This is a genomic window from Sphingopyxis sp. C-1, assembly GCF_001047015.1.
Classification (GTDB): domain Bacteria; phylum Pseudomonadota; class Alphaproteobacteria; order Sphingomonadales; family Sphingomonadaceae; genus Sphingopyxis.
The window spans coordinates 2,463,918-2,482,538 of sequence record NZ_BBRO01000001.1 but is presented as its reverse complement, the minus strand read 5'-3'; the positions used below and the strand labels follow the sequence as shown (position 1 = coordinate 2,482,538).

Genomic DNA, 18,621 nt, shown 5'->3' with positions numbered 1-18,621 from the left:
ATTATTCGCGCGCTTCAGGTCGAAGCGGGGGCGGAATTGTCGCGGTCGGGGGCAAGCTGGCGACTATAGAGCCAGCCGATCCCGATCAGGCTGAAACCGAGCGCGACGAACGAACCGATCCGCGCAAGCCCCTCGAGCCCCGATGCGTCGAAGAGGAAGACCTTGCCCGCGGCACCGATCATCAGCACCAGCGAAGCGATGCGCCAGTCGTGGCGCCTGGTCCGGATACCCCACAGAAGGAAACCGAGTGCAAGCGCAAGGATGAGGATCGAGCGCAGGATATTCTCGGCCTCGGTGACGCCCGGCTGGGCGAGGAGCGACCCGTGGAAAAGCTGGCGAAGCGTTGCCCAGGCGAAGCCCGCGATGAGGAGCATCGACCCGATCTGGACCGCGCGCTCGATCGGAGCGGACGTCTTGCCGAACAGCATGGGAAGGCGTGTCAGCCCCAGCCATGGCAACAGGTACAGCGGGACGAGCAGATTGATAAGCGGCCAACTGCCCACTGCCTGCGCCGACCACAAGGGATTGTGGAGTATCAGGCCATAGAACAGGGCATGCGCCGTACCGGCAACGATCAGCGGACGCGCCGCGGCGATCATTCCACGGGTCATGGCGGACCATCCCGCGCCGATCAATAGCGTCTCCCAGATCAGCCGCTGAAGAATGCCCGTCGCGGCGAAGTCCGTGCCCGCCGTTGCGGCGAAACCGAGACGATAGAGCGAATGGATAGCGATGCCGGCGATCAGCGCGGCGAGGGTGATCGCAGCGATCCATAGCCAGCGGGGCAGCGTGTCGCGGATCAGCCACGTCGGCACGCCGAAAAGTACCGCGGGAAGCAGCAGGCGTAGCAGCAGCGGTTCGGCCATGATCGGTGCTGCATCGAACTGCATCGGAATGGCGACAAGCGACAGCAGGGCTTTCGTCGACCATATGAAAAGTGGAAGCGCGGCCCACGCGAGGCTGGCCGCCGCAAGGGTTGCTGCGGCTGCGTCTATTCGGCCGAATGGAACGCGCCTTGTGGCAAGAAGCGTCGCCGCTCCGCCTAGTGCCGGGACAAGCATCAACGCGCCGGCCGATATGATCTGCGCAAAGGCCCCATATGCGAGCACGGCTGCGGCGACCTGGCCGAGCCGGCGCATGACGGCGCCTTCGCCGCGAACCGCGAAAAGCAGCGCGGCGGCCGCGAGACCTGCCCAGCGCAGGATCGCCAATCCATCGGGGCTGTCCGCGCCCTCGACCAGCCGCGGCAGTTCGGCAAGGGCTCGTGGCGGTGCGACCAGCGCGACGAGCGCGGCGCCGACGAATCCCGCCGCGACGCGTTCGATACGCCGATCATGTGCGGCTTTCCCAAAGAAGAAGAGTAGCGTTGTGACCGCCGCGATAACGAGCGGTGCCAGCCAGGCGGGCAGGACAAGCAATAGAGCGAGCGCGAACAACCCGCCCGCTGTCGCGGCCAGCCATGCGACGCGACTGTCATCTGTGCGTCCCTCTACGCTCCAGCCGCGCGCGATAACGGCTGCGGCCAACAGCGCGCCGCCCAGCGCCACCAGTGCGAGCGATCCGTCGGCGATGCCCCAAAAATGCCATTTGGTGAGCGGGACGCCCGCGATCGCGATGACGCAGAACTCGAGCGTCGGGCGCAGCTTTTTGGGGATCGCCCACATCCGAACGAGGAGCGGAGCGGCATGGATAACGAGGAGCGACAGCCCGATCAGCGCGAACCAGAAGGGCGTGGGATCGGGCCAGGCGACCAGCAGCGCGAGCGACAACAATAGGCTGATCGTGGGGACGATCGCGAAATTGCGCTCGCGCCACGCCAGCCATTGGCCGGCGCCCGCGATCAGCGCGAACAGGCCCCAATGGAGCGGCGTAAAGCCGCCATAGCCGACAAGCAAAGCCAACTGAAGCGCACCAACCACGGCAGAGGCGGTGCGCAGCGCGGTCGAGCGCGGCCCCTCGAACGCCATCATCGGCAGCGCGATGGCGAGAAGAAGTACGAAGCCGCCGATCGAGAGCGACGCGACCACGTCGAGTGCAGCGCTCGCGACGACCATCCAAATTCCCCAGCCGATCCCGCCGATCAGCGCCGCTAGCGCCAGCCACGGCCATCGCCTGGCGCGCGCGACGCCGGCGAGCCCGGCGATGGTCAGCGCCAGATAGACGGCGAGCAGCGGTACATTGGGCTCGACGGCGCCGACCATGGCGGGCGCAGCTAGCCCGCCTGCGAGCCCGAGCAACGCGCTCGGTGGGCCAAAACGGAGCGAGAGGCCGAGCGCCGCGGCCGTGACGAGCGCGAGAGCGACGAAGGCGAACAGCGGTCCGATCAACTGATAGACGTTGGCGGCGACCATGATGGCCGCATAGAGCGTCGCTATGCCCGCGCCCGAGAGCGCCTGCGGCACGCGCACATCGCGCAATTTTTCCTCGTTGCGCCAAGCATATTCGGCGCCGCCGATCAGCCCAAGGCCGAAGATCAGTCCGGCAATGATCTGCACCCCGGGGGTGAAGATGCGCGCAAAGAAGCCGGCATCGATCGCATAGCGAACGATCAGTACGCCGGCGATGGCAAGCGTCAGCCCACCGGCCCAGATCGGCAGCGTCTTGCCGAACAGGTTTTCGAAGCGTGAGGCGAGACTGAGTTGGGGTTCCGATGCGGCGGGCTTCGCCGCCGGTTTTGGAACCGGCGCGGCGGCGTGAAGGGGAGCAGGTGCGGGTTCGCGCGCCTCGGCTGGCTCGGGCGCCTCGGCGGGTTGGAGCGCGGATATTGCGGATGGGGGAGCCGCGGGAGCCGCGACGGCTTTAGTTCTGGCCGGTGCAACAGGGGGAGCGTCGGGGACGTCCGGTGCGACCTCCCCGGGGCGCTCGATTTCGTTCAGCGATCTGCCAGCCCCGCGTTGTAGCGCGCCGATCCGCTTTGCCGCTTCGAGCAGGGTCGCCTCGGCCCGTTTCAACCGGCCGCGCGTGTCCATCAGCATGATGAACAGGATGACGATGGCAAGAAACGCGAAGAAGTCGAACACGTTGATCCCTTCAGCCTGCCTCCCTAGCAGGCTGCGGGAACAATTTCGAACTGTTTGGCAAGCGGGTCAAATTCCGGCTCTTCACCGTTCGTGGCGGCGGCGGACACACGCCCGTCGCCGCCGTGACCGTCAGCTCCGGATGAACGCGAGCAAGTCGGGGTTGATGACGTCGGCATGGGTGGTCAGCATGCCGTGCGGAAAGCCGGGATAGATTTTCAGTGTCGCATTCTGCAGCAGTTCGGCCTGTAGCAGGGCGGCGTTCTTGTACGGTACGACCTGATCGTCGTCGCCCTGCAGCACCAGCGTCGGAACGGTGATAGCCTTCAGATCGCCGGTCTGGTCGGTTTCGGAAAAGGCCTTGATGCCTTCATGGTGGGCGAGTGCGCTGCCCATCATGCCTTGGCGCCACCAGTTGCGGACGATGGCTTCCGATACCTTCGCACCTGGGCGGTTGAAGCCATAGAAGGGGCCCGAGGCCACATCGAGGAAAAAGCCCGCGCGATCGGCGGCGAGCGCCCTGCGGAAATCGTCGAACACCTCGATCGGCGTGCCGCCGGGGTTGCTTTCGGTCCGGACCATGAGCGGCGGGACCGCGCTGACCAGCACCGCCTTCGCGACGCGGCCCTGCGGCTGGCCATATTTGGCGACATAGCGTGCGACCTGTCCGCCGCCGGTTGAATGGCCGATATGCACTGCGTTCTGGAGGTCGAGATGTTCGACGACCGCCGAGGCGTCGGCGGCATAATGGTCCATGTCATGGCCTATGTCGGTCTGCGACGAACGGCCATGCCCCCGGCGGTCGTGCGCGACGACGCGATAACCGTTGGCGAGAAAGAAGAGCATTTGCGTGTCCCAATCGTCGGAGGACAGCGGCCAGCCGTGATGGAACATGATCGGTTGGGCATCCTTGGGACCCCAGTCCTTATAGAAGATTTCGTTGCCGTCCGAGGTGGTGACAAAAGCCATGAGCATTCTCCGTTGCAGAGGAACCGGGCTGGATACCCGTCCGACGACTGGAGCATCGCCGTTACCGTCCAGCGGCGCCATTATACGCAGGTTTCGGATCGCACCCATCGGATTAAACTTGCGTATGATGGCGCTGCGCCGCGCGATCGGAGATCACCGGAGGACAGTCTCGCTGCCAACCGGAAAGAATGCCCGATGACCTTTGTGCAGCCCGCAGCCATTGCCGCAGACGGCACCCCGCAAGTGCGCCGCATCTTCAGGGCGTGAGTCCGCATATGCCATCGCTGTTGCGCTCTCCTTCCGCCTCGTCCAGCCTGCCGTCGCCCGGGCATTTCGCATTAGGGCGTTTTCGGGCTGTAATGATGCGCGAGGATGCCGAGGGTCAGCAGCTGTCGAAGCGCCTGCACGGCGTCGCGGCGCTGCTGTTCGCGCTCGCGATCTTCGCGCTCGATGTCCTGACGCCGCTGCAAGGCGCTGTCGCGGTGCTCTATACCGTCGTCGTACTCATCATGGCGCGCGCGCATCATCGTGGTTCGATGATGCTTGCCGGTATCGTTTCGGCGCTCCTTGCGATTGGCGGCTATTATCTCAGCCATTGGGGCGACCCGCCCGGCTCGGCGACGATGCGCCTCGGAGTCAGCCTTGTGGCGATCGGCATCACGACCTTGCTGTGTGTCCGTCATCAGGTCGCGATCGAGGAACGCCGCCGGTCCGACGAGCGCTACCGCACCATTTTCAACGCGGCGGGACTGCCGATCTGGGAGGGCGACTGGTCGGAAGCCCATGCCGCAGTCCGCAGCGGCGCTACGCTCGATCCAGATGCGGTCGACCGGATCGCGCGGGCGGCGACCATCCTCGACGCCAATGATGCCGCCGCACGGTTGTTTGGCCTGTCCGATCGAAGCGCGCTGATCGGCGGCACGATCGTCGACCACCACACCCCGGCGGCGCAGGCGACGTTGGGGGTGATCGTTGCCGCGCTGGGGAGGGGCGACACGCTGATCGAGCAGGAAACGCAATTTCTTTCGGCGTCCGGCGACGTTGTCGATGTGGTGCTTCACGTCACCTTGCCGCCGGGTGACGGTGGCTGGAAACGCGTGCTGGTGATGGCGCTCGATGTGACCGAACGGAACCGGGCGCAGGCGCGGCTCGCCCAGTCGCAGGCCGAACTGACGCATGTGTCGCGGGTGACGACATTGGGGCAACTTGCGGCGTCGATCGCGCATGAAGTCAATCAGCCGCTGTCGGCGGTCGTGACCTATGCGAAGTCCGGCAAGCGCTGGCTTGCGCGCGAGGCTCCCGATGCGCCCGAAGTGTCCGAATGCCTCGATCAGATCGCGGCCAACGGCACGCGCGCCGCCGACGTGATCGCGCGGATCCGCGATATGGCGCGCAAGGCCGATCCCGAACGGGGAGTGATCGAACTGGTGCCGTTGATCGATGAGACCGTCGCTTTGTTGCGGCGCGACCTGCAGACGCACGGCGTTGCAATCCGGGTCTCGATCCCGGAAGGATTGCCACCCGTCGCGGGCGATCGCGTCCAAATTCAACAGGTGCTGATGAACCTGATGCTCAATGCCGAACAGGCGATGGCGGACACGCCGCTCGACCAGCGCGAACTGTGCGTCGATGCGATGCGGGGCGACCATGAGGTAATGATTGCCGTGCGCGATTGCGGCACCGGTATCCTGGTCGACCCCGAAAGCCTGTTCGCACCCTTCTTTACGACCAAATCGACCGGTCTCGGCATGGGGCTTTCGATTTGCCGGTCGATTATCGAGCAGCATGGCGGATCGCTGTCGGCCGCCAACAATGACGATCGCGGCGCGACCTTTCGGTTCAGCCTGCCGATCGCGGGTGCGAAGGAGATGGGGGCATGACGGGTGCTGCACTGGTTCATGTGATCGACGACGATGCCGGGATGCGCGGTGCACTGGGCAGCTTGCTGCGTTCCGCGGGTTTCGAGGTCGCGCTTCACGCCTCGACCGATGCGTTTCGGGCGGCGGCCGTCGTTGATGCGCCGTCCTGCCTGATACTCGACATCCGTCTGCGAGGTGAAAACGGCCTCGACTTTCAGGATTGGCTTGCGGCTGAACGGCGCGAGATTCCGGTGATCCTCGTCACCGGGCACGGCGACATTCCGATGACCGTGCGCGGCATGAAGGCGGGCGCGATCGATTTTCTGCCCAAGCCCTTCAGCGATGAGCAACTGCTTCGCGCGGTCGCGAACGGGATAGAAAAAAGTAGGGAGCGGCGCGAAGCGGGTGCCGAGACCGCCAGGTTGAGGCAGGGCTATGCCAAGCTGACCCCGCGCGAGGCCGAAGTGATGAGCCTTGTCGTCACCGGCCTGATGAACAAGCAGGTCGCCGCGCGGCTCAGCCTGTCGGAAATCACTGTGAAGATCCACCGCGGTAACGTGATGAAGAAGATGGAAGCCCAGTCGCTCGCCGACCTTGTCCGAATGGCCGAACAGCTCGGCATTCGCGACGAGAGCATCCACCGCTTTAACATCTGAGTATGATAGCGGAACCGGACGCGATGCTTCAGACGGGGGCGATGGGATGGCGCGTCGCGCCATGATTTTGCCGGAGTGATTGGGTTCGTGTCTGTTTCCCGCGCCATCGTGCCCACTATCGCGATCGTCGACGATGACCCCGACGTCCGGGGCAGCATCGACAGCCTTCTTCGCTCGGCGATGATGAACCCGCGCTGTTTTGCCAGTGCCGAGGAGATGTTGGCAGCGGGGATCGAGGATGATCTCGCCTGCATCGTCACCGACCTGCATATGCCCGGAATGACCGGGCTGGAACTTCAAGCCGAAGCCGGCCGTCGCGGCTGGAGCGTCCCGATAATCATCATGACCGCCTATCCGACCGAGATCGTCCGGGGACAGGCAGAGAAGGCCGGCGCGGTCGCTTTCCTGACCAAGCCGGTCGATCCCGAGGGCCTGCTCGATGCGATCGAGAGGGCGGTCCGCTAGCCTGCGGTTCGAAGCGGGGGGCCCGATTATGGCTTACGTCCGCCGTCAGAAAGTATTGACGTGCACGATGACCTTGAACGTTTGAAACACGATCCTGATGTCGTTCCAGAAAGACCAGGACTGCAGATATTGCAGGTCGGCTTCGACGCGGTCGACGAGATCCTTTACACAGGCGGTCGCCCCGCGCAGCCCCTGAATCTGGGCAAGACCGGTCAGGCCAGGGCGGCAGGCGTGTCGGTGCCAATATCGGTTGTCGATATCCCAGAAGAGCCGGTCTTCGGCCGTCGAGCTGACGGCGTGCGGACGCGGCCCGACAACGCTCATGTCGCCTTTCAATATGTTGATGAACTGTGGCAGTTCGTCGATGCTTGTCCGTCGAATGAAATTGCCGATCCGCGTTACGCGCTGATCCTGCCTGCTGGTTGACTGGGAACCGGCCTTGTCACAGCAGTCCTGGCGCATGCTGCGGAACTTGATCAGGCTGAAGAGCTGATTCTGGCGCCCGATCCGCGGCTGAACGAAAAACACGGGTCCGGGACTGTCCAGCCTGATGGCGATGGCGGCGACCAGCATCACTGGTGTGAGCAGAATCAGTGCAGCGACAGAAAAAGCGATATCGAAGCTGCGCTTGATGATGCGATCGTGCAGATTGAGCGGGCCCCGCGCGACGACGACGGTGCGGCTGCCATTATGCTCTCCAATGCCCAGGGGCCGTATATCGGTCCATTCCTTTGCTATGAACTCGGCGTGGACATTCATTCCTTGAAGCACGTCCGCCCATGCCGCGCGACGCTGGGTGGAGCAATGTACGATCACGCGATCGACGCGGCCGATTATGTGCGACAGCCGGTCAAAGCTCGCGGGCGAGGGATTGACGGGATCAAAGAAGAAGTTGGAGTCGACCTCGATATCGTCGTCGGTCCGAGGAAGCGGGCCATCATAAAGTTCGATGACCGAATAGAGCGAGCCGTCGAGAATCTTGTTCGCGTATCTGGCATGGTAATAGTGGACCGCCGACATCATCACCGCCGCAAGCGCGAATGTCGTCGCAACCCCGGGGCGGGATATATGCGGTCCGGCGCCCAGGGAGAAAATCATCAGCCCGAGCACGGTTGCGCTGATCATCAAGGCCAACAGGACACCGCCGATCGAGGCGCTTGGCCGTAAGATACCAGGCCCCGAGTAGGCGCGCACCATGAACGCGCTGATCAGGAAGATCGGAATGACCGAACCCACCGCAAAGCCCAGCCCACGTAACATGGTGGTTCCGATGAACATCTGGTTCACGGCAACGAATACAAGCTGGATCGACAGGATATCGAGAATCACAAGAAGCGCGATCAAGCGCAAGCGGACCATCTCTTTGGACGGCTTGCTCTGGAAATGAACGACGACGGAATTGCGAAAATCATGCGCGATCGTGTTCATGTCACCCTCCGCGCCGGAGGCATTGGGCGCGGTCGCCGCGCGGAAATTCGTTACAGTTCCAGCGTGCTTTGCCGGCGTCGCTTGCCCCCTGCCTGACGTAACTGAACGACAGCGTGTCGATCGCCCGGCCCGAAACCGGGAACTGGCTGGCTTTGTAAGCGGGGTTCGTCCACCCGAGGAAACGGCAGGTCGTTTTGCCGGCACATGCCAGTTCGGCCTGGCGGGCAAAGCCGTCGGCACCCGCTTTGTCGAGCGTTACGAGGAAAACGTCGGCGTCCGGCGCGCGCGCTTGATCTGGCAATATTTCGCGTGCGGCCGTCAGCGCATTTTCCGGCCGCATGGACGGCAGGGCGGCGGCTCCAAAAGGCACGACCGGCAGAGGCGCGTCGGCCGTCAACAGACCTTCGCGATGCGCGATCGACAGACCAGCCAGCCTGGCGATCAGCGGCTCCGATCCCGAATAGCGCGTGGTGAACGACTGAGGTTCCCCGATGTTGCCGCGCCAGCGGAAAAACAGATGCGTGTCGATAGCGGCGATCTTGTTCATCTGGCTGCTCCACGCCGGATGAACCCAATCGGTGTGGTAATGGGTGGCATTGCCAACGGCCGGTTCGATCTGTCCGGTGAGCATTTCCGACGCAGTGATGCGCGCCTGGCGCCAGATAGCGGCCGATGGTTGACGGCGCGCCATCGAACCATCGCACGCAAAGGTGAACTGGCAGCCGGTCTTGCGTTCCGCGCCCTGGAAGACGACGCCGCAAATCGAGTGCGGGAAGGCGGGATGCCGGACTCTGTTGAGCACAACCTGCATCACCGCGCGCTGATCCGCCGCACGCGTGCCGGCTTCATAATAGCCTGTGGCGGCAAGGCAATCGGTCGCCCGCTCGCGGTCCGCCATGTTCCCGGCCCAAAAGAAGGGCTTGGCCGCAACACGTCCAGCCGGCACGATCGCTATGCTGTCGTTGATGAGCCGCGCCATTTCGGCCTCGGGCCCAGTCGTCGCGGCCGGTTGTACTCCCGGTGGGAGGAGGGGCGCCGCTATTCCGGAGGCGGACTGACCGGACGATGCGGACTTAGAGTGATCCTCCGGTTTTCCTGTGCCCTGGTCGGCGAATATGAGGACGAGGCCGATGCATGCCAGCAGAACGATAACCGTCGTTCGGACCGTCAGCAGCGCGGATAGCCATCGGGAGATCGCAGCGACAATGTCGAGCGAACCGCCGGCTGATGGATCGGGAGGCGCAATACTAGCCATGACCCGCATTCACTCCGGCTGGTCAAACTTGGCTTGCATTGGTCCAAAGCAAGAAGTGCAGGTCATTGATGGCTCCGATACTGCTCAAAGCCTGCGCCAGACGGCGCGTCATTCCTATCGTCAAAAACTAGGCTGGGATTTGCGTCATGAGTTTCGGCTAGGGAATAATCATAAGGGGAAAGCAGAACACGAAACTGGTTGGATGAAGGGGGAATGCCCCTGACATCCGCTTTGCTCCATAAGCGTGCCGGGCAGGATGGGGACAAGATGCTGACCGGGTTTCAGACAACAGGGCAGGCGACGACAAGCGGCATGAAGAGGCCAAGCATCGCCGTGTCCGCGAGAGCCGACGAAAGCGACGGCATCTCGCCGACATCGCGCAAAGTCGCTTATCTGGTGAATGTTTATCCCAAGGTCAGCCATAGCTTTATCCGCACCGAAATCATGGCGCTGGAACGACTGGGCATCGACGTTTCCCGCTTTACGATCCGCCGGACGCCCGAGAGCTTCAGCGATGCCGAAGATCGGGCCGAAGCGGCGCGAACGACGGCGCTTCTCGACGGGAATTGGTGGCTGCTGGCGGGCGCCGTCCTGCGCAGTTTTTTGAAACGTCCGGGCAAAACATGTTCCGCGCTGGTTCGATCGCTCAGAAAGACCGAAAGCCGCGTGCGCGCCATCGCCTATTTTGCGGAGGCGACGATGCTGGCTGAGCAGATGGAGCGCCGGAACATCCGGCATGTTCATGTTCACTTCGGTACCAACCCGGTGGCCGTCGCGCGATTGGCCGCTCGGCTTTCGGCGATCAGCTATAGCTTCACGGCGCACGGTCCGGACGAATTCGATGCCCCGCTGCTTCTTGATCTGCCTGGGAAGATTGCCGACGCGGCTTTTGTCGCCGGAGTGTCAAGCTTCGGCAGGAGCCAGCTTATGCGATGGTCCGACCCAGCACATTGGGACCGGATTCAGGTGGTGCGCTGTGCGGTTGCGCCGCATTTCCTGCAGGAGGAGGCAACCGATCCCGCCGGGCTTGAAAGCCGAACGCTCACTTGTGTCGCGAGGCTGAGTGCACAAAAGGGGTTGCCGCTACTGGTCGCCGCGGCGGCGCGGATCGCCGGATCGCATGATTTCACGATCGATATCATCGGTGACGGCGACGGGCGGGCAGTGCTGGAAGAGCAGATCGAGCGCCTGAATCTGACGCACCGGATCCGGTTGCTGGGATGGCGTTCTTCCGAGGATGTTCGCAAATTGCTGGCTGCCTCGCGCGCGCTGGTTCTGCCCAGCTTTGCTGAGGGTTTGCCCGTTGTTCTGATGGAAGCGCTTGCGCTTGGCCGGCCGGTGGTGTCGACGGCGATTGCGGGAATTCCCGAACTTGTGGACAACGAAAATGGTTGGCTGATCCCCGCGGGATCCGTCGATGAGCTGGCCGAGGCGATGAAGGCGGTTCTCGACGCGCCGCGAGACCAGCTTGAGGCGATGGGGAGAACGGGCAGGGCGCGCGTGCTTGCGGCGCATCATCCGGACATCAATGCGCGCGAACTCGCGGCGCTTTTGGATGCCTGTCTTTAGCGCCGATATCAGAGCGATGCGGGAGGAATGATCCGCAGCGCTATCGAAAGATATTGTCGCCAAAGTGCAGCGCGCTGCTGTCGTGGCGGCAGGGGTTTGGCCAGCCGCGAGATATCGCTGCGCTGCATCCCGGTCCGCTCACACAGGAACGGATGGCGCGGCCTCTGGGCAAAATAACTGTAGAATACGGCCATCCGATCGCGCGCGGTGGCCGGCTTGCCGCGGTGGAAGAAGCGAGCCGTATCGGTGAAGATCACCGTTCCGGCCGGGCCGCAACAACTGACGATGTCATCGGCATATGTGGCGCCGAGCGTTTCCGTCAGGGCCGCGTCATCCACCAGTTCATAGTTGAACCCGGCCTCGTCGCTTTGCAGCATATCATGCCGCCTGATCATCTGGAACGGGCCGCCATCCTCGTCCACGTCGTCCAGATATATCGCGACCTTGAGCATCCTCCGATCTTCCCAATCGCGGTGCCATTTGCGGGTGGAAACCTCGCGGCCGTCGGCGACTGTGTAATTGATCGTCACGCCGTCATAGGCTGGCGGCAGCCCGATATAGCTTTCGGCGATATCCAGTAACCTGTCCTGAAGGCCAAAGAGATAGATTGAAGGGTGATCGATAATTCGATCCGGGGGCACGATCACGAAGACCTCACCATTCGCCACCCGCGCTCGCGCTTCGTCCGCAAACGCTTCGCTCAGTGTCCGGGCCTCTTCGATCACGGCATTTGCGTCCGCCAGTCCCAGGGCATCGACCGTCGTGATGTACACACCGTCCCTTTCCAAGGCATCGACAATTTTTGCGTCGATTTCGGAAAGTCGGGGCAGGATCGGCTGGTGGATACGAATTGCATCGCTGTACTTACGACCAAGCAGGATACGCACACCTGGCCGGTTGAAGAGTTTCAGGGCCATGCGGGCAGGCATGCCCCTGAGCCACCGTCGGCGTTGTTCAATGATTTGACTGAGCATCGCGAACCCTTCTCACAAGCCAACAGATGACCGACGTGGCGCGGGCAGAAAACCGATGTGGGGATCGGGCAAAAGAGACACGGTTCAACGACCGGCGGATCTAGCTAGGGTGATTGGGGCTCCGACATGGCATTGTAGTAATATTCATATTCGTTCATTTGGAGCGGACTCGACAAGGAACGGTTCAGCACTGCGCCGATGACGGGCGTCGGGCTCAGCGATTTGATCATATTGACCAGCGCGCGCTTGGAAGTCCGCGCTTCTTGAACGACGATGATGACCCCGTCGACCGCCGGCGCAATCAACATAATGTCGTCATGGATCACGGCTGGCGGTGTATCGATGATACAGATTGGCTGATCGTCGGAATTGCGGATAGCGTTGGTCAACGCCGTCAGCTTGTCCAGGGAAAGAAGCCCCTCCGGATTGGCCTTTGGCGTGCGCACGCGATGGACGGTCAATTTGGTCCCGTCGATACGCATTCCGGTGTCCTGCAGCGTAGCCAACTCGCCGAGGGCGTCGTCGATGCCAGGCCGAATGGGCGAAAGGCCAAGGGTCTGACCAATCGACGGTCGGCGCAGGTCCAGTTCGACGAGCGTGGTAGGATGAATGCGGCTGAGAGCCGCCGCGAGATTGACGGCAACGTGGGTCTTGCCGTTGCCCGGCTGGACGGACATCACCGCAAAAACGCGGGAACCTGTCGCGCGGACGTGCTTCAGCAACTGCGAACGCAGGACGGAAAATGGGTGGACATTCTCGCTGTCGGTGGACTCGAAGCCGACGATAAGATTGCGTCGCAGCAGTTCGGGATCCAGCATTTGGTCGGCTGTTGGCGTATCCCCGCTAACGGGAGGAGCGATCGATACGATTTTGCCCGTTTCAGCTTCTGCTCGCATGGCTACCTCGCTTTTGGATATAATTGGACATCTGACCCGCATAGGCATGCGACTTCAGCTGGTCGAAAACAGCCGTTAGACGCGTCAGAGGCTGCGGACGGTTCGCTTCGGGAATAACCGTTAGCGGCGGGGAGTTGAGCAATCGGGTGAGCGTTTCCGCACCATGTATTTTCCCGGCGACAAGCTCGTAACCCAGGATGGTACCGATCCCGACCACAAGCCCGGCGATCAGCCCAGCGAAGAGGATGGTGATCGGATGCGCTCCGAGCGCGTGGTGCGGCATGCTCGATTCATCGACGACGGAGAAGCGCTCGCCCTTGTCTTCGGACTGAAGCGTCACCGACACCTGAGCGTCTAGCTGCTTCTCACGCAAAGCCTCATATTGCCGGCGGATATTTTCATATTCGCGCTCGATCATGTTCAATTCATAGGCGGCCTGCGGCGCCTGCGCTGCGCGGCGTTCCATCTCGGCGATGGATCCCACAAGTTCGGCGCGGCGCGCCGCAAGCATGCGCGTGCGGGCATGGCTGGCGCTGATTTCGCGTTGGACGACGCTGCTGCCCTGCGATGCCTGTGAATCGCGCAAAGCGGCGCGTTGCTGGCTTACCGCTGCGCGGGCGGAGATCACTTCCGGATAGTTGTCGGCGTAGACCGCACTCAACTGGGCCAACCGTTCTTCGGCGCGGCGCAACGCTTCCACGCCCGGTGGGGTACGCGCATTTTCGTCGGCTTGGGCCGCGAGAAGGCTCGCCTGTTGCGAAAGACCCTGTGATTCAGCGTCGATCCGCGACACCTCTGCGCGCAGCGCGGAGTTCGATTGCGCGCTCATCGCGACATGGTCGGGTAAAGCGCCGGCGTAACGCGCTTCGACTTCGCGCCGCTTCTCTTCGAGACTTCCCAACTGGCGTCGCAATTCATCGGCGCGCCGCGCCAGAAATGCTGCCGTGCCGGTAGCCTGCTCGGTGCGGAAGCGCTTGTCTTCGACAAGGAAGGTGTCAGTCAACTGACGCGTTACGGCCTGGGCTTTCACCGGATCGAAGTAGGTGAAGGACAGGGAGAATGCGATGGTCGAGCCGCCGCCGCCAGGCTGGCCCTCGTTCGCGCCGACCAGTTCGACGGCGATCGCCTTACGGACAACCTCCAGCACGTCGTCGATCGGCATATCCTTGCGTTCGTCGGGGAACAGGTTGTTTTCCTGGACCAACTGCGAGAGGCGCTCGCGGCTCAGTATCTGCTGACGAATCTTGGCGATCCGTTCGTTCGCGACATGTGCGAGCGGCGCGGCAACCACGGTTGTCGGAATCTGCTGCGAATCGATCAACAGCGTCGCGGTCGAGCGATACTGTGGCTTTTGAAGCAGGATAGCGGTCGTGGCGATCAGCAGCCCAAGAAGGACTGGCAAGATGATCCATTTGCGCTTGCGATAGAGGGCGGCCGCGATCTCGCGCGGATAAATGCCCAGACCTTCGCTGTCGTGGTCAGCGCTCATTCGCCTGCTCCTCGTAATGATAGGCCGATCGAAAAAACAAATGCGTCGGCCTTCTCGTTTGCCCGCCGGTTGCGCTGCAAATAGGCTAGGTTGGGTGTCAGATAGAGATTACGCCCGATCCGGTGCTCATAGCCAACCGCACTGCGGAAAACGCGTGCCGGCGTGCCATCGCCGGGAAGGCGGGCGCGGCGATAGTCGACTTCCGAACGGATGGTTCCGAATTCGGAGATTCTGTGCCGGATTGCGGTGCCGACCGAAAATTCGCGCTGAAGGCCGCCCAGGCCGCTGACTTCGCTTTGAAGTGCGCTTCTGAGGCAGACTGATGTGCCGTCGGGTTCATAGCAAAGATTGGCGCTGCCGTTGAAACGGGCGCGGCTTTCACGGGACAGGGTGACGGGGTCTCGCAGCCTAGTCCATTCGACACCAACCTGCGCTCCGCCGTACCAGAAAGTTGCGAACCGGCGGGTCGCGGTGAGGTTCAGCGAGTTTACCGATGTGTTGTCGCCGTTGACGATCCGGCTCGAAGTATGATTGCCTTGAACGCCAACCGTCAGCTTTTCGCTGAGACGCTTATTGACGCCTACGCCGAAGTCATAGGCTTTCGTCGTCTCGAGCAGATCGGAGTCGGGATATCGCAGCCGTTGCCATCCGCCCTCGCCGGTGATCGTCGTCGTGGCGTTCGGGCTCCAAGCCACCGATCCTCGCCCCTCGACGCTCTCGCGTATGCTGCGGGGATCGATCGCGAAGTCGATGCTGTCGGTCAGTGCGTCCGATACAAGATCGCGCCGGTACGACGCCCGGCCGGCGACGGTCAGATATTCGTTGCGGCGATGACGGATTTGCAGGTCCGACCGCCCGGTGACGAAATTGCCATAACGCCGCGAATATTGGCGGAGACCCACTTCCCCCGTGAAGTCGACATCGGTCCGCGGGTCGATCTGCCACTCGACGCGAGGGCGCGCGACGAGTTCGACGGCACCCGTCGCCTTCTTTTTTTCTGTCGTCAGGAAAGGATTGTCTGACACCAGCACGGACGTATCAACCTCCAAGGTTACAGTCGGTTTCGCTTCGCTCCTGGCTGCAAGGACAAATGCCATCGCTACGGCAAATAATCCGATCGCAAACAGGCGCAGGCTTCCGGAGACATGTTCAAGGGATAACGAGAACATCGCCGCTCAGAAGCATGGGTAGCGGGCTGCTCAATACGCCGGCGTTCATCGCGCGGCCGCCCTTGAGAATAGTAGAGAGCTTGACCGGTTCCACGACTTGGCCATTCGGCGTCTGGCGCAGGATCACGGCGTTCTTGATGTCTGCGAACTCGGCTGTGCCGCCCGCGACGCTGAGCGCCTGAAGAATGTTGACGGGTGTGCCGCTCGTGAAGCTTCCGGGCGTCCGAACCTTGCCGACTACATAAAAGCGCATGCCGGTCGCTTCGCGGACCGATACCGTTACATCGGGGACCGATGTGCGATAGTTGACCGAAATGCGTTCGCGGATTTCAGCGGCGATGTCGGACACGTTGCGGCCTGTGGCCTGCACGGTGCCGGCGAGCGGAAAGGAAAAAGTGCCATCCGGCTGCACGCGCACGGCGCGCTGCATCCGTTCTTCGCCCCAGACGAACACGTCGAGCTCGTCGCCCGTGTTTACCTTATACTGGCTGTTAGCCGTAGCATCGGCGGTGATACTGGCCGCTGCCTCCTGCTGGGCGACTGCCGGGGTCTGGAGGACCAGCGCAGCACATGCAATTGCGCCAAAGCCCTTTCCTGCAAGGGCGCCGCAACGGCTTCCTGATATTTGGCGGCGTGTTGAGAACACGATTTCGACTCCCCGAACAACTAAGTGGACAGCATCCTAGTTCTCCGCGCCGCGAGCCGAAATTCGCTGATTGCGGTCCTTCCTATGGGGGTGGGATATTTCAGATGCCTTTTTACGCTGGGGAGCGTCGCTCGGCGCATAGATCATTGGGTATATTCGGAAGGGATTTCGCCTAGCAGAATTGAACGATCATATCTGCATAATGCGGGGCGGCTCGCAGGCATCCTACCGGCGTTCCCGATTCCGTTTCGCAAGAAGGTTCGCCGCTTTGGCAACGTTGCCCGCCTCGTCACCCTCGTCCGAGCTTGTGGACCTTGATGCTGGTGTCTTCATGGACATCGCTTTCACGCGCAAGACGATGGCTTCCGTGCTGAAAATGCTGGTCGAGCGGCAAGAGGATGCCCCGTTCGCCTATGTGGTGACGCCCAATGTCGATCATGTTGTCCGCTTGCAGCGTGTCCGGTCGGACTTGTGGCCGGTTTACCGGTCGGCGTGGGCGACGTTGTGCGACAGCAAGATCCTTGCGATCCTTGCCCGCGGGATGGGGGTCGTGTTGCCGGTGATTCCGGGCAGCGACCTGACCCAGCAGATTTTCGAGCAGGCGATCAGGCCTGCGGACAAGGTTGCGATCATCGGCGGCAACGCCGAACTCGTAGCGGGTATCGCCGACCGCTATGGGCTGCAGAATGTCCATCACTATGATCCGCCGATGGGGTTCATCAAGGATCCCGCGGAAGTGGCTCAGGCCGTCAGGTTCGTCGTCGAAACGCGCGCGCGCTATTGTTTCCTGGCTGTCGGATCGCCGCAGCAGGAAATATTGGCTTATCGGGTGAAGCAAGCAGGCGGCGCGTGCGGCATCGGTTTTTGCGTCGGCGCAAGCCTCGATTTCCTGACCGGCGTCCAAAAGCGCGCGCCGCGGTTCATGCGTGTCCTGGCAATCGAGTGGCTCCACCGGCTGTTGTCGGATCCGGCCCGCATGTGGCGCAGATATCTATATGACGGCCCGGGCATCTTCCAGATCGCGCGCGACTGGAAACGCGATGCGCGGCCGTGATGTGGCGCGGCTCACGCAATGGAATTGCCGCTCGCGTGCTCTTGGCATTGTCGCTCATCGGCCTGACCGGATGTATGACTGAAGAGAAACCATCCTCGCCCACGGCCACTTTCTCCGCCGCTTTCGGCTCTCAGTCCGATGCGCCGAAGAGGCTGTTCATTTCAGGCCACAGCCTGACTGACAGGCCTTTGCCGGACTATCTGGCCGCGATCGCCGACGGCACGGGCAACACGCTCGAATGGAATATGCAGCATCTCGCAGGATCGTCGCTGCGCGCGCGGACGCAAGGGGACGGTTCTGCGTCGGGGAGCGGCTATCGCGCGGGGACCGATCGGGATGGCCGGCCGATTAACGTGCTGAAAGAACTGGCGCCCGCGCCCGCAGGGCACGCGTATGACACGCTTGTGCTCAACGAAGTGCACACGCTTCTGGAAAGCCTGATCTGGAACGACACGATTGGCAATGCGGTCGATTATGAAGCGCGCTTCTTCGCCTCCAATCCCAACGGCCAGACCTATCTCTATGCGGCGTGGCTCAATGTCGACGACCTAGACGATCCCGCGGGATGGGTTGCGTATGAAAAGGCGGCAACGCGGGCTTGGCAATGCACGACAACGACGATCAACGATAAATTGGTCGAAAAGGGACGGACGCGGCCGGTACGATTAATCCCAGCTGCTCAGGCGCTTGCCGCGCTGGTCGAGCAGGCGGCTTCCGAAACGGGGGTGAGCGGCTTGAGCGCCGCGACGACCCGCGTGACGATGGAACGGCTGTTCGCGGACGATGTGCACCTGACACACCTCGGCAATTACTACATCGCGCTGATAAGCCATATCGCGCTGTACGGCAGCCTGCCTTCCGACCCTTGGGTCGCGGACGATCTCGATCCGGAACAGGCGCGGGCGCTCCAACAGTTCGCGCGGGATTTTATGGGCCGTTGGCGCCAGCAGCAGGCGAAAGTAGCGATCGATTGCCCCCGATATCTCGCGGACGAGTTCGCAGGAATATATCTAGCTTACGTCAGGGATACGAAGTGGCGGCAGGACGATGGGCGATTGCGAGCCTATTATAAATGGGCGCGTTTCTCGCGGGCTTGGCCAAAGATCCTGCGTGGAGACGGCGCGGACAATCCCTTCCGGCGCGGAGAGACAGCATGATCGATGCCACCGGTTCCT

Annotated in this window: 16 protein-coding genes; 7 read left to right on the top strand and 9 right to left on the bottom strand. The window is 62.3% G+C overall.

All coding sequences use genetic code 11. The features are described from left to right. Positions 1-14 precede the first annotated feature (14 nt). A complete protein-coding gene (locus tag SC1_RS11635; RefSeq protein WP_062181684.1) occupies positions 15-3,020 on the bottom strand; it encodes a DUF2339 domain-containing protein in 3,006 nt (1,001 codons plus the stop codon). A 129-nt stretch (positions 3,021-3,149) separates the two neighbouring features. Beyond that, complete coding sequence (locus tag SC1_RS11630) at positions 3,150-3,986, bottom strand: alpha/beta fold hydrolase (RefSeq protein ID WP_062181682.1); 837 nt, start codon at positions 3,984-3,986, stop codon at positions 3,150-3,152. A gap of 362 nt (positions 3,987-4,348) precedes the next feature. On the opposite strand from SC1_RS11630, the gene SC1_RS11625 reads away from it, so the two are divergent. The 3 genes from SC1_RS11625 to SC1_RS11615 all read left to right on the top strand — a co-directional run bounded on the left by SC1_RS11625 (position 4,349) and on the right by SC1_RS11615 (position 6,966). Continuing rightward, entirely contained in the window at positions 4,349-5,866 is a 1,518-nt protein-coding gene (locus SC1_RS11625; protein WP_193749159.1) for a sensor histidine kinase, read from the top strand. Further along, positions 5,863-6,501 (top strand): response regulator transcription factor, encoded by a 639-nt coding sequence (locus SC1_RS11620; protein WP_062181676.1) that lies wholly within the window; start codon positions 5,863-5,865, stop codon positions 6,499-6,501. Before SC1_RS11625 ends, SC1_RS11620 begins: the two co-directional genes overlap by 4 nt. Positions 6,502-6,588: 87 nt before the next feature. Next, positions 6,589-6,966 (top strand): response regulator transcription factor, encoded by a 378-nt coding sequence (locus tag SC1_RS11615; protein WP_062184021.1) that lies wholly within the window; start codon positions 6,589-6,591, stop codon positions 6,964-6,966. 45 nt (positions 6,967-7,011) lie between these two features. On the opposite strand, the gene SC1_RS21880 is transcribed toward SC1_RS11615, so the two are convergent. Together SC1_RS21880 and SC1_RS22460 are read right to left on the bottom strand one after the other, a co-directional pair. Continuing rightward, on the bottom strand, positions 7,012-7,725 hold the full coding sequence (locus SC1_RS21880; protein WP_152682449.1) for a sugar transferase: 714 nt from the start codon (positions 7,723-7,725) through the stop codon (positions 7,012-7,014). Between the two features lie 670 nt (positions 7,726-8,395). Beyond that, positions 8,396-9,658 (bottom strand): cell wall hydrolase, encoded by a 1,263-nt coding sequence (locus tag SC1_RS22460; RefSeq protein WP_083435809.1) that lies wholly within the window; start codon positions 9,656-9,658, stop codon positions 8,396-8,398. Here SC1_RS22460 and SC1_RS21875 point away from each other — a divergent pair. Together SC1_RS21875 and SC1_RS11600 are read left to right on the top strand one after the other, a co-directional pair. Then, positions 9,648-9,872: a hypothetical protein gene (locus tag SC1_RS21875; RefSeq protein ID WP_152682380.1), complete on the top strand. Its 225-nt coding sequence runs from the start codon at positions 9,648-9,650 to the stop codon at positions 9,870-9,872. The two genes, SC1_RS22460 and SC1_RS21875, sit on opposite strands and share 11 nt — an antisense overlap. After that, complete coding sequence (locus SC1_RS11600) at positions 9,863-11,218, top strand: glycosyltransferase (protein WP_152682379.1); 1,356 nt, start codon at positions 9,863-9,865, stop codon at positions 11,216-11,218. Before SC1_RS21875 ends, SC1_RS11600 begins: the two co-directional genes overlap by 10 nt. A gap of 8 nt (positions 11,219-11,226) precedes the next feature. Here the strand turns inward: SC1_RS11600 and SC1_RS11595 are convergent, their stop codons facing one another. The 5 genes from SC1_RS11595 to SC1_RS11575 form a co-directional block, all read right to left on the bottom strand. After that, positions 11,227-12,135, bottom strand: coding sequence for a hypothetical protein (locus tag SC1_RS11595; protein ID WP_238586668.1), 909 nt, complete (start codon positions 12,133-12,135; stop codon positions 11,227-11,229). Between the two features lie 161 nt (positions 12,136-12,296). Then, positions 12,297-13,010 (bottom strand): CpsD/CapB family tyrosine-protein kinase, encoded by a 714-nt coding sequence (locus SC1_RS11590; RefSeq protein WP_062181664.1) that lies wholly within the window; start codon positions 13,008-13,010, stop codon positions 12,297-12,299. Positions 13,011-13,071: 61 nt separating this feature from the next. Continuing rightward, positions 13,072-14,577: a Wzz/FepE/Etk N-terminal domain-containing protein gene (locus SC1_RS11585; RefSeq protein ID WP_062181661.1), complete on the bottom strand. Its 1,506-nt coding sequence runs from the start codon at positions 14,575-14,577 to the stop codon at positions 13,072-13,074. Then, entirely contained in the window at positions 14,574-15,602 is a 1,029-nt protein-coding gene (locus tag SC1_RS11580; protein WP_152682377.1) for a hypothetical protein, read from the bottom strand. Before SC1_RS11580 ends, SC1_RS11585 begins: the two co-directional genes overlap by 4 nt. 124 nt (positions 15,603-15,726) lie before the next feature. Beyond that, a complete protein-coding gene (locus tag SC1_RS11575; RefSeq protein WP_370568748.1) occupies positions 15,727-16,260 on the bottom strand; it encodes a polysaccharide biosynthesis/export family protein in 534 nt (177 codons plus the stop codon). A gap of 463 nt (positions 16,261-16,723) precedes the next feature. Between SC1_RS11575 and SC1_RS11570 the strand changes: the two genes are divergently transcribed. Together SC1_RS11570 and SC1_RS11565 are read left to right on the top strand one after the other, a co-directional pair. Continuing rightward, the gene (locus SC1_RS11570; RefSeq protein ID WP_238586666.1) at positions 16,724-17,446 is read left to right on the top strand and encodes a WecB/TagA/CpsF family glycosyltransferase; all 723 of its coding nucleotides are present in this window, start codon (positions 16,724-16,726) and stop codon (positions 17,444-17,446) included. Positions 17,447-17,634: 188 nt separating this feature from the next. Then, complete coding sequence (locus SC1_RS11565) at positions 17,635-18,603, top strand: hypothetical protein (protein WP_062181652.1); 969 nt, start codon at positions 17,635-17,637, stop codon at positions 18,601-18,603. Positions 18,604-18,621: the final 18 nt, after the last annotated feature.

Bases quoted from the DNA above. Each gene is read 5' to 3' on its own strand.
- SC1_RS11630 (WP_062181682.1), bottom strand. From the start codon at position 3,986: ATGGCTTTTGTCACCACCTCGGACGGCAACGAAATCTTCTATAAGGAC.
- SC1_RS11625 (WP_193749159.1), top strand. From the start codon at position 4,349: ATGCGCGAGGATGCCGAGGGTCAGCAGCTGTCGAAGCGCCTGCACGGC.
- SC1_RS11620 (WP_062181676.1), top strand. From the start codon at position 5,863: ATGACGGGTGCTGCACTGGTTCATGTGATCGACGACGATGCCGGGATG.
- SC1_RS21880 (WP_152682449.1), bottom strand. From the start codon at position 7,725: ATGAATGTCCACGCCGAGTTCATAGCAAAGGAATGGACCGATATACGG.
- SC1_RS21875 (WP_152682380.1), top strand. From the start codon at position 9,648: ATGACCCGCATTCACTCCGGCTGGTCAAACTTGGCTTGCATTGGTCCA.
- SC1_RS22460 (WP_083435809.1), bottom strand. From the start codon at position 9,658: ATGCGGGTCATGGCTAGTATTGCGCCTCCCGATCCATCAGCCGGCGGT.
- SC1_RS11600 (WP_152682379.1), top strand. From the start codon at position 9,863: ATGCCCCTGACATCCGCTTTGCTCCATAAGCGTGCCGGGCAGGATGGG.
- SC1_RS11595 (WP_238586668.1), bottom strand. From the start codon at position 12,135: ATGGCCCTGAAACTCTTCAACCGGCCAGGTGTGCGTATCCTGCTTGGT.
- SC1_RS11590 (WP_062181664.1), bottom strand. From the start codon at position 13,010: ATGCTGGATCCCGAACTGCTGCGACGCAATCTTATCGTCGGCTTCGAG.
- SC1_RS11585 (WP_062181661.1), bottom strand. From the start codon at position 14,577: ATGAGCGCTGACCACGACAGCGAAGGTCTGGGCATTTATCCGCGCGAG.
- SC1_RS11570 (WP_238586666.1), top strand. From the start codon at position 16,724: ATGGACATCGCTTTCACGCGCAAGACGATGGCTTCCGTGCTGAAAATG.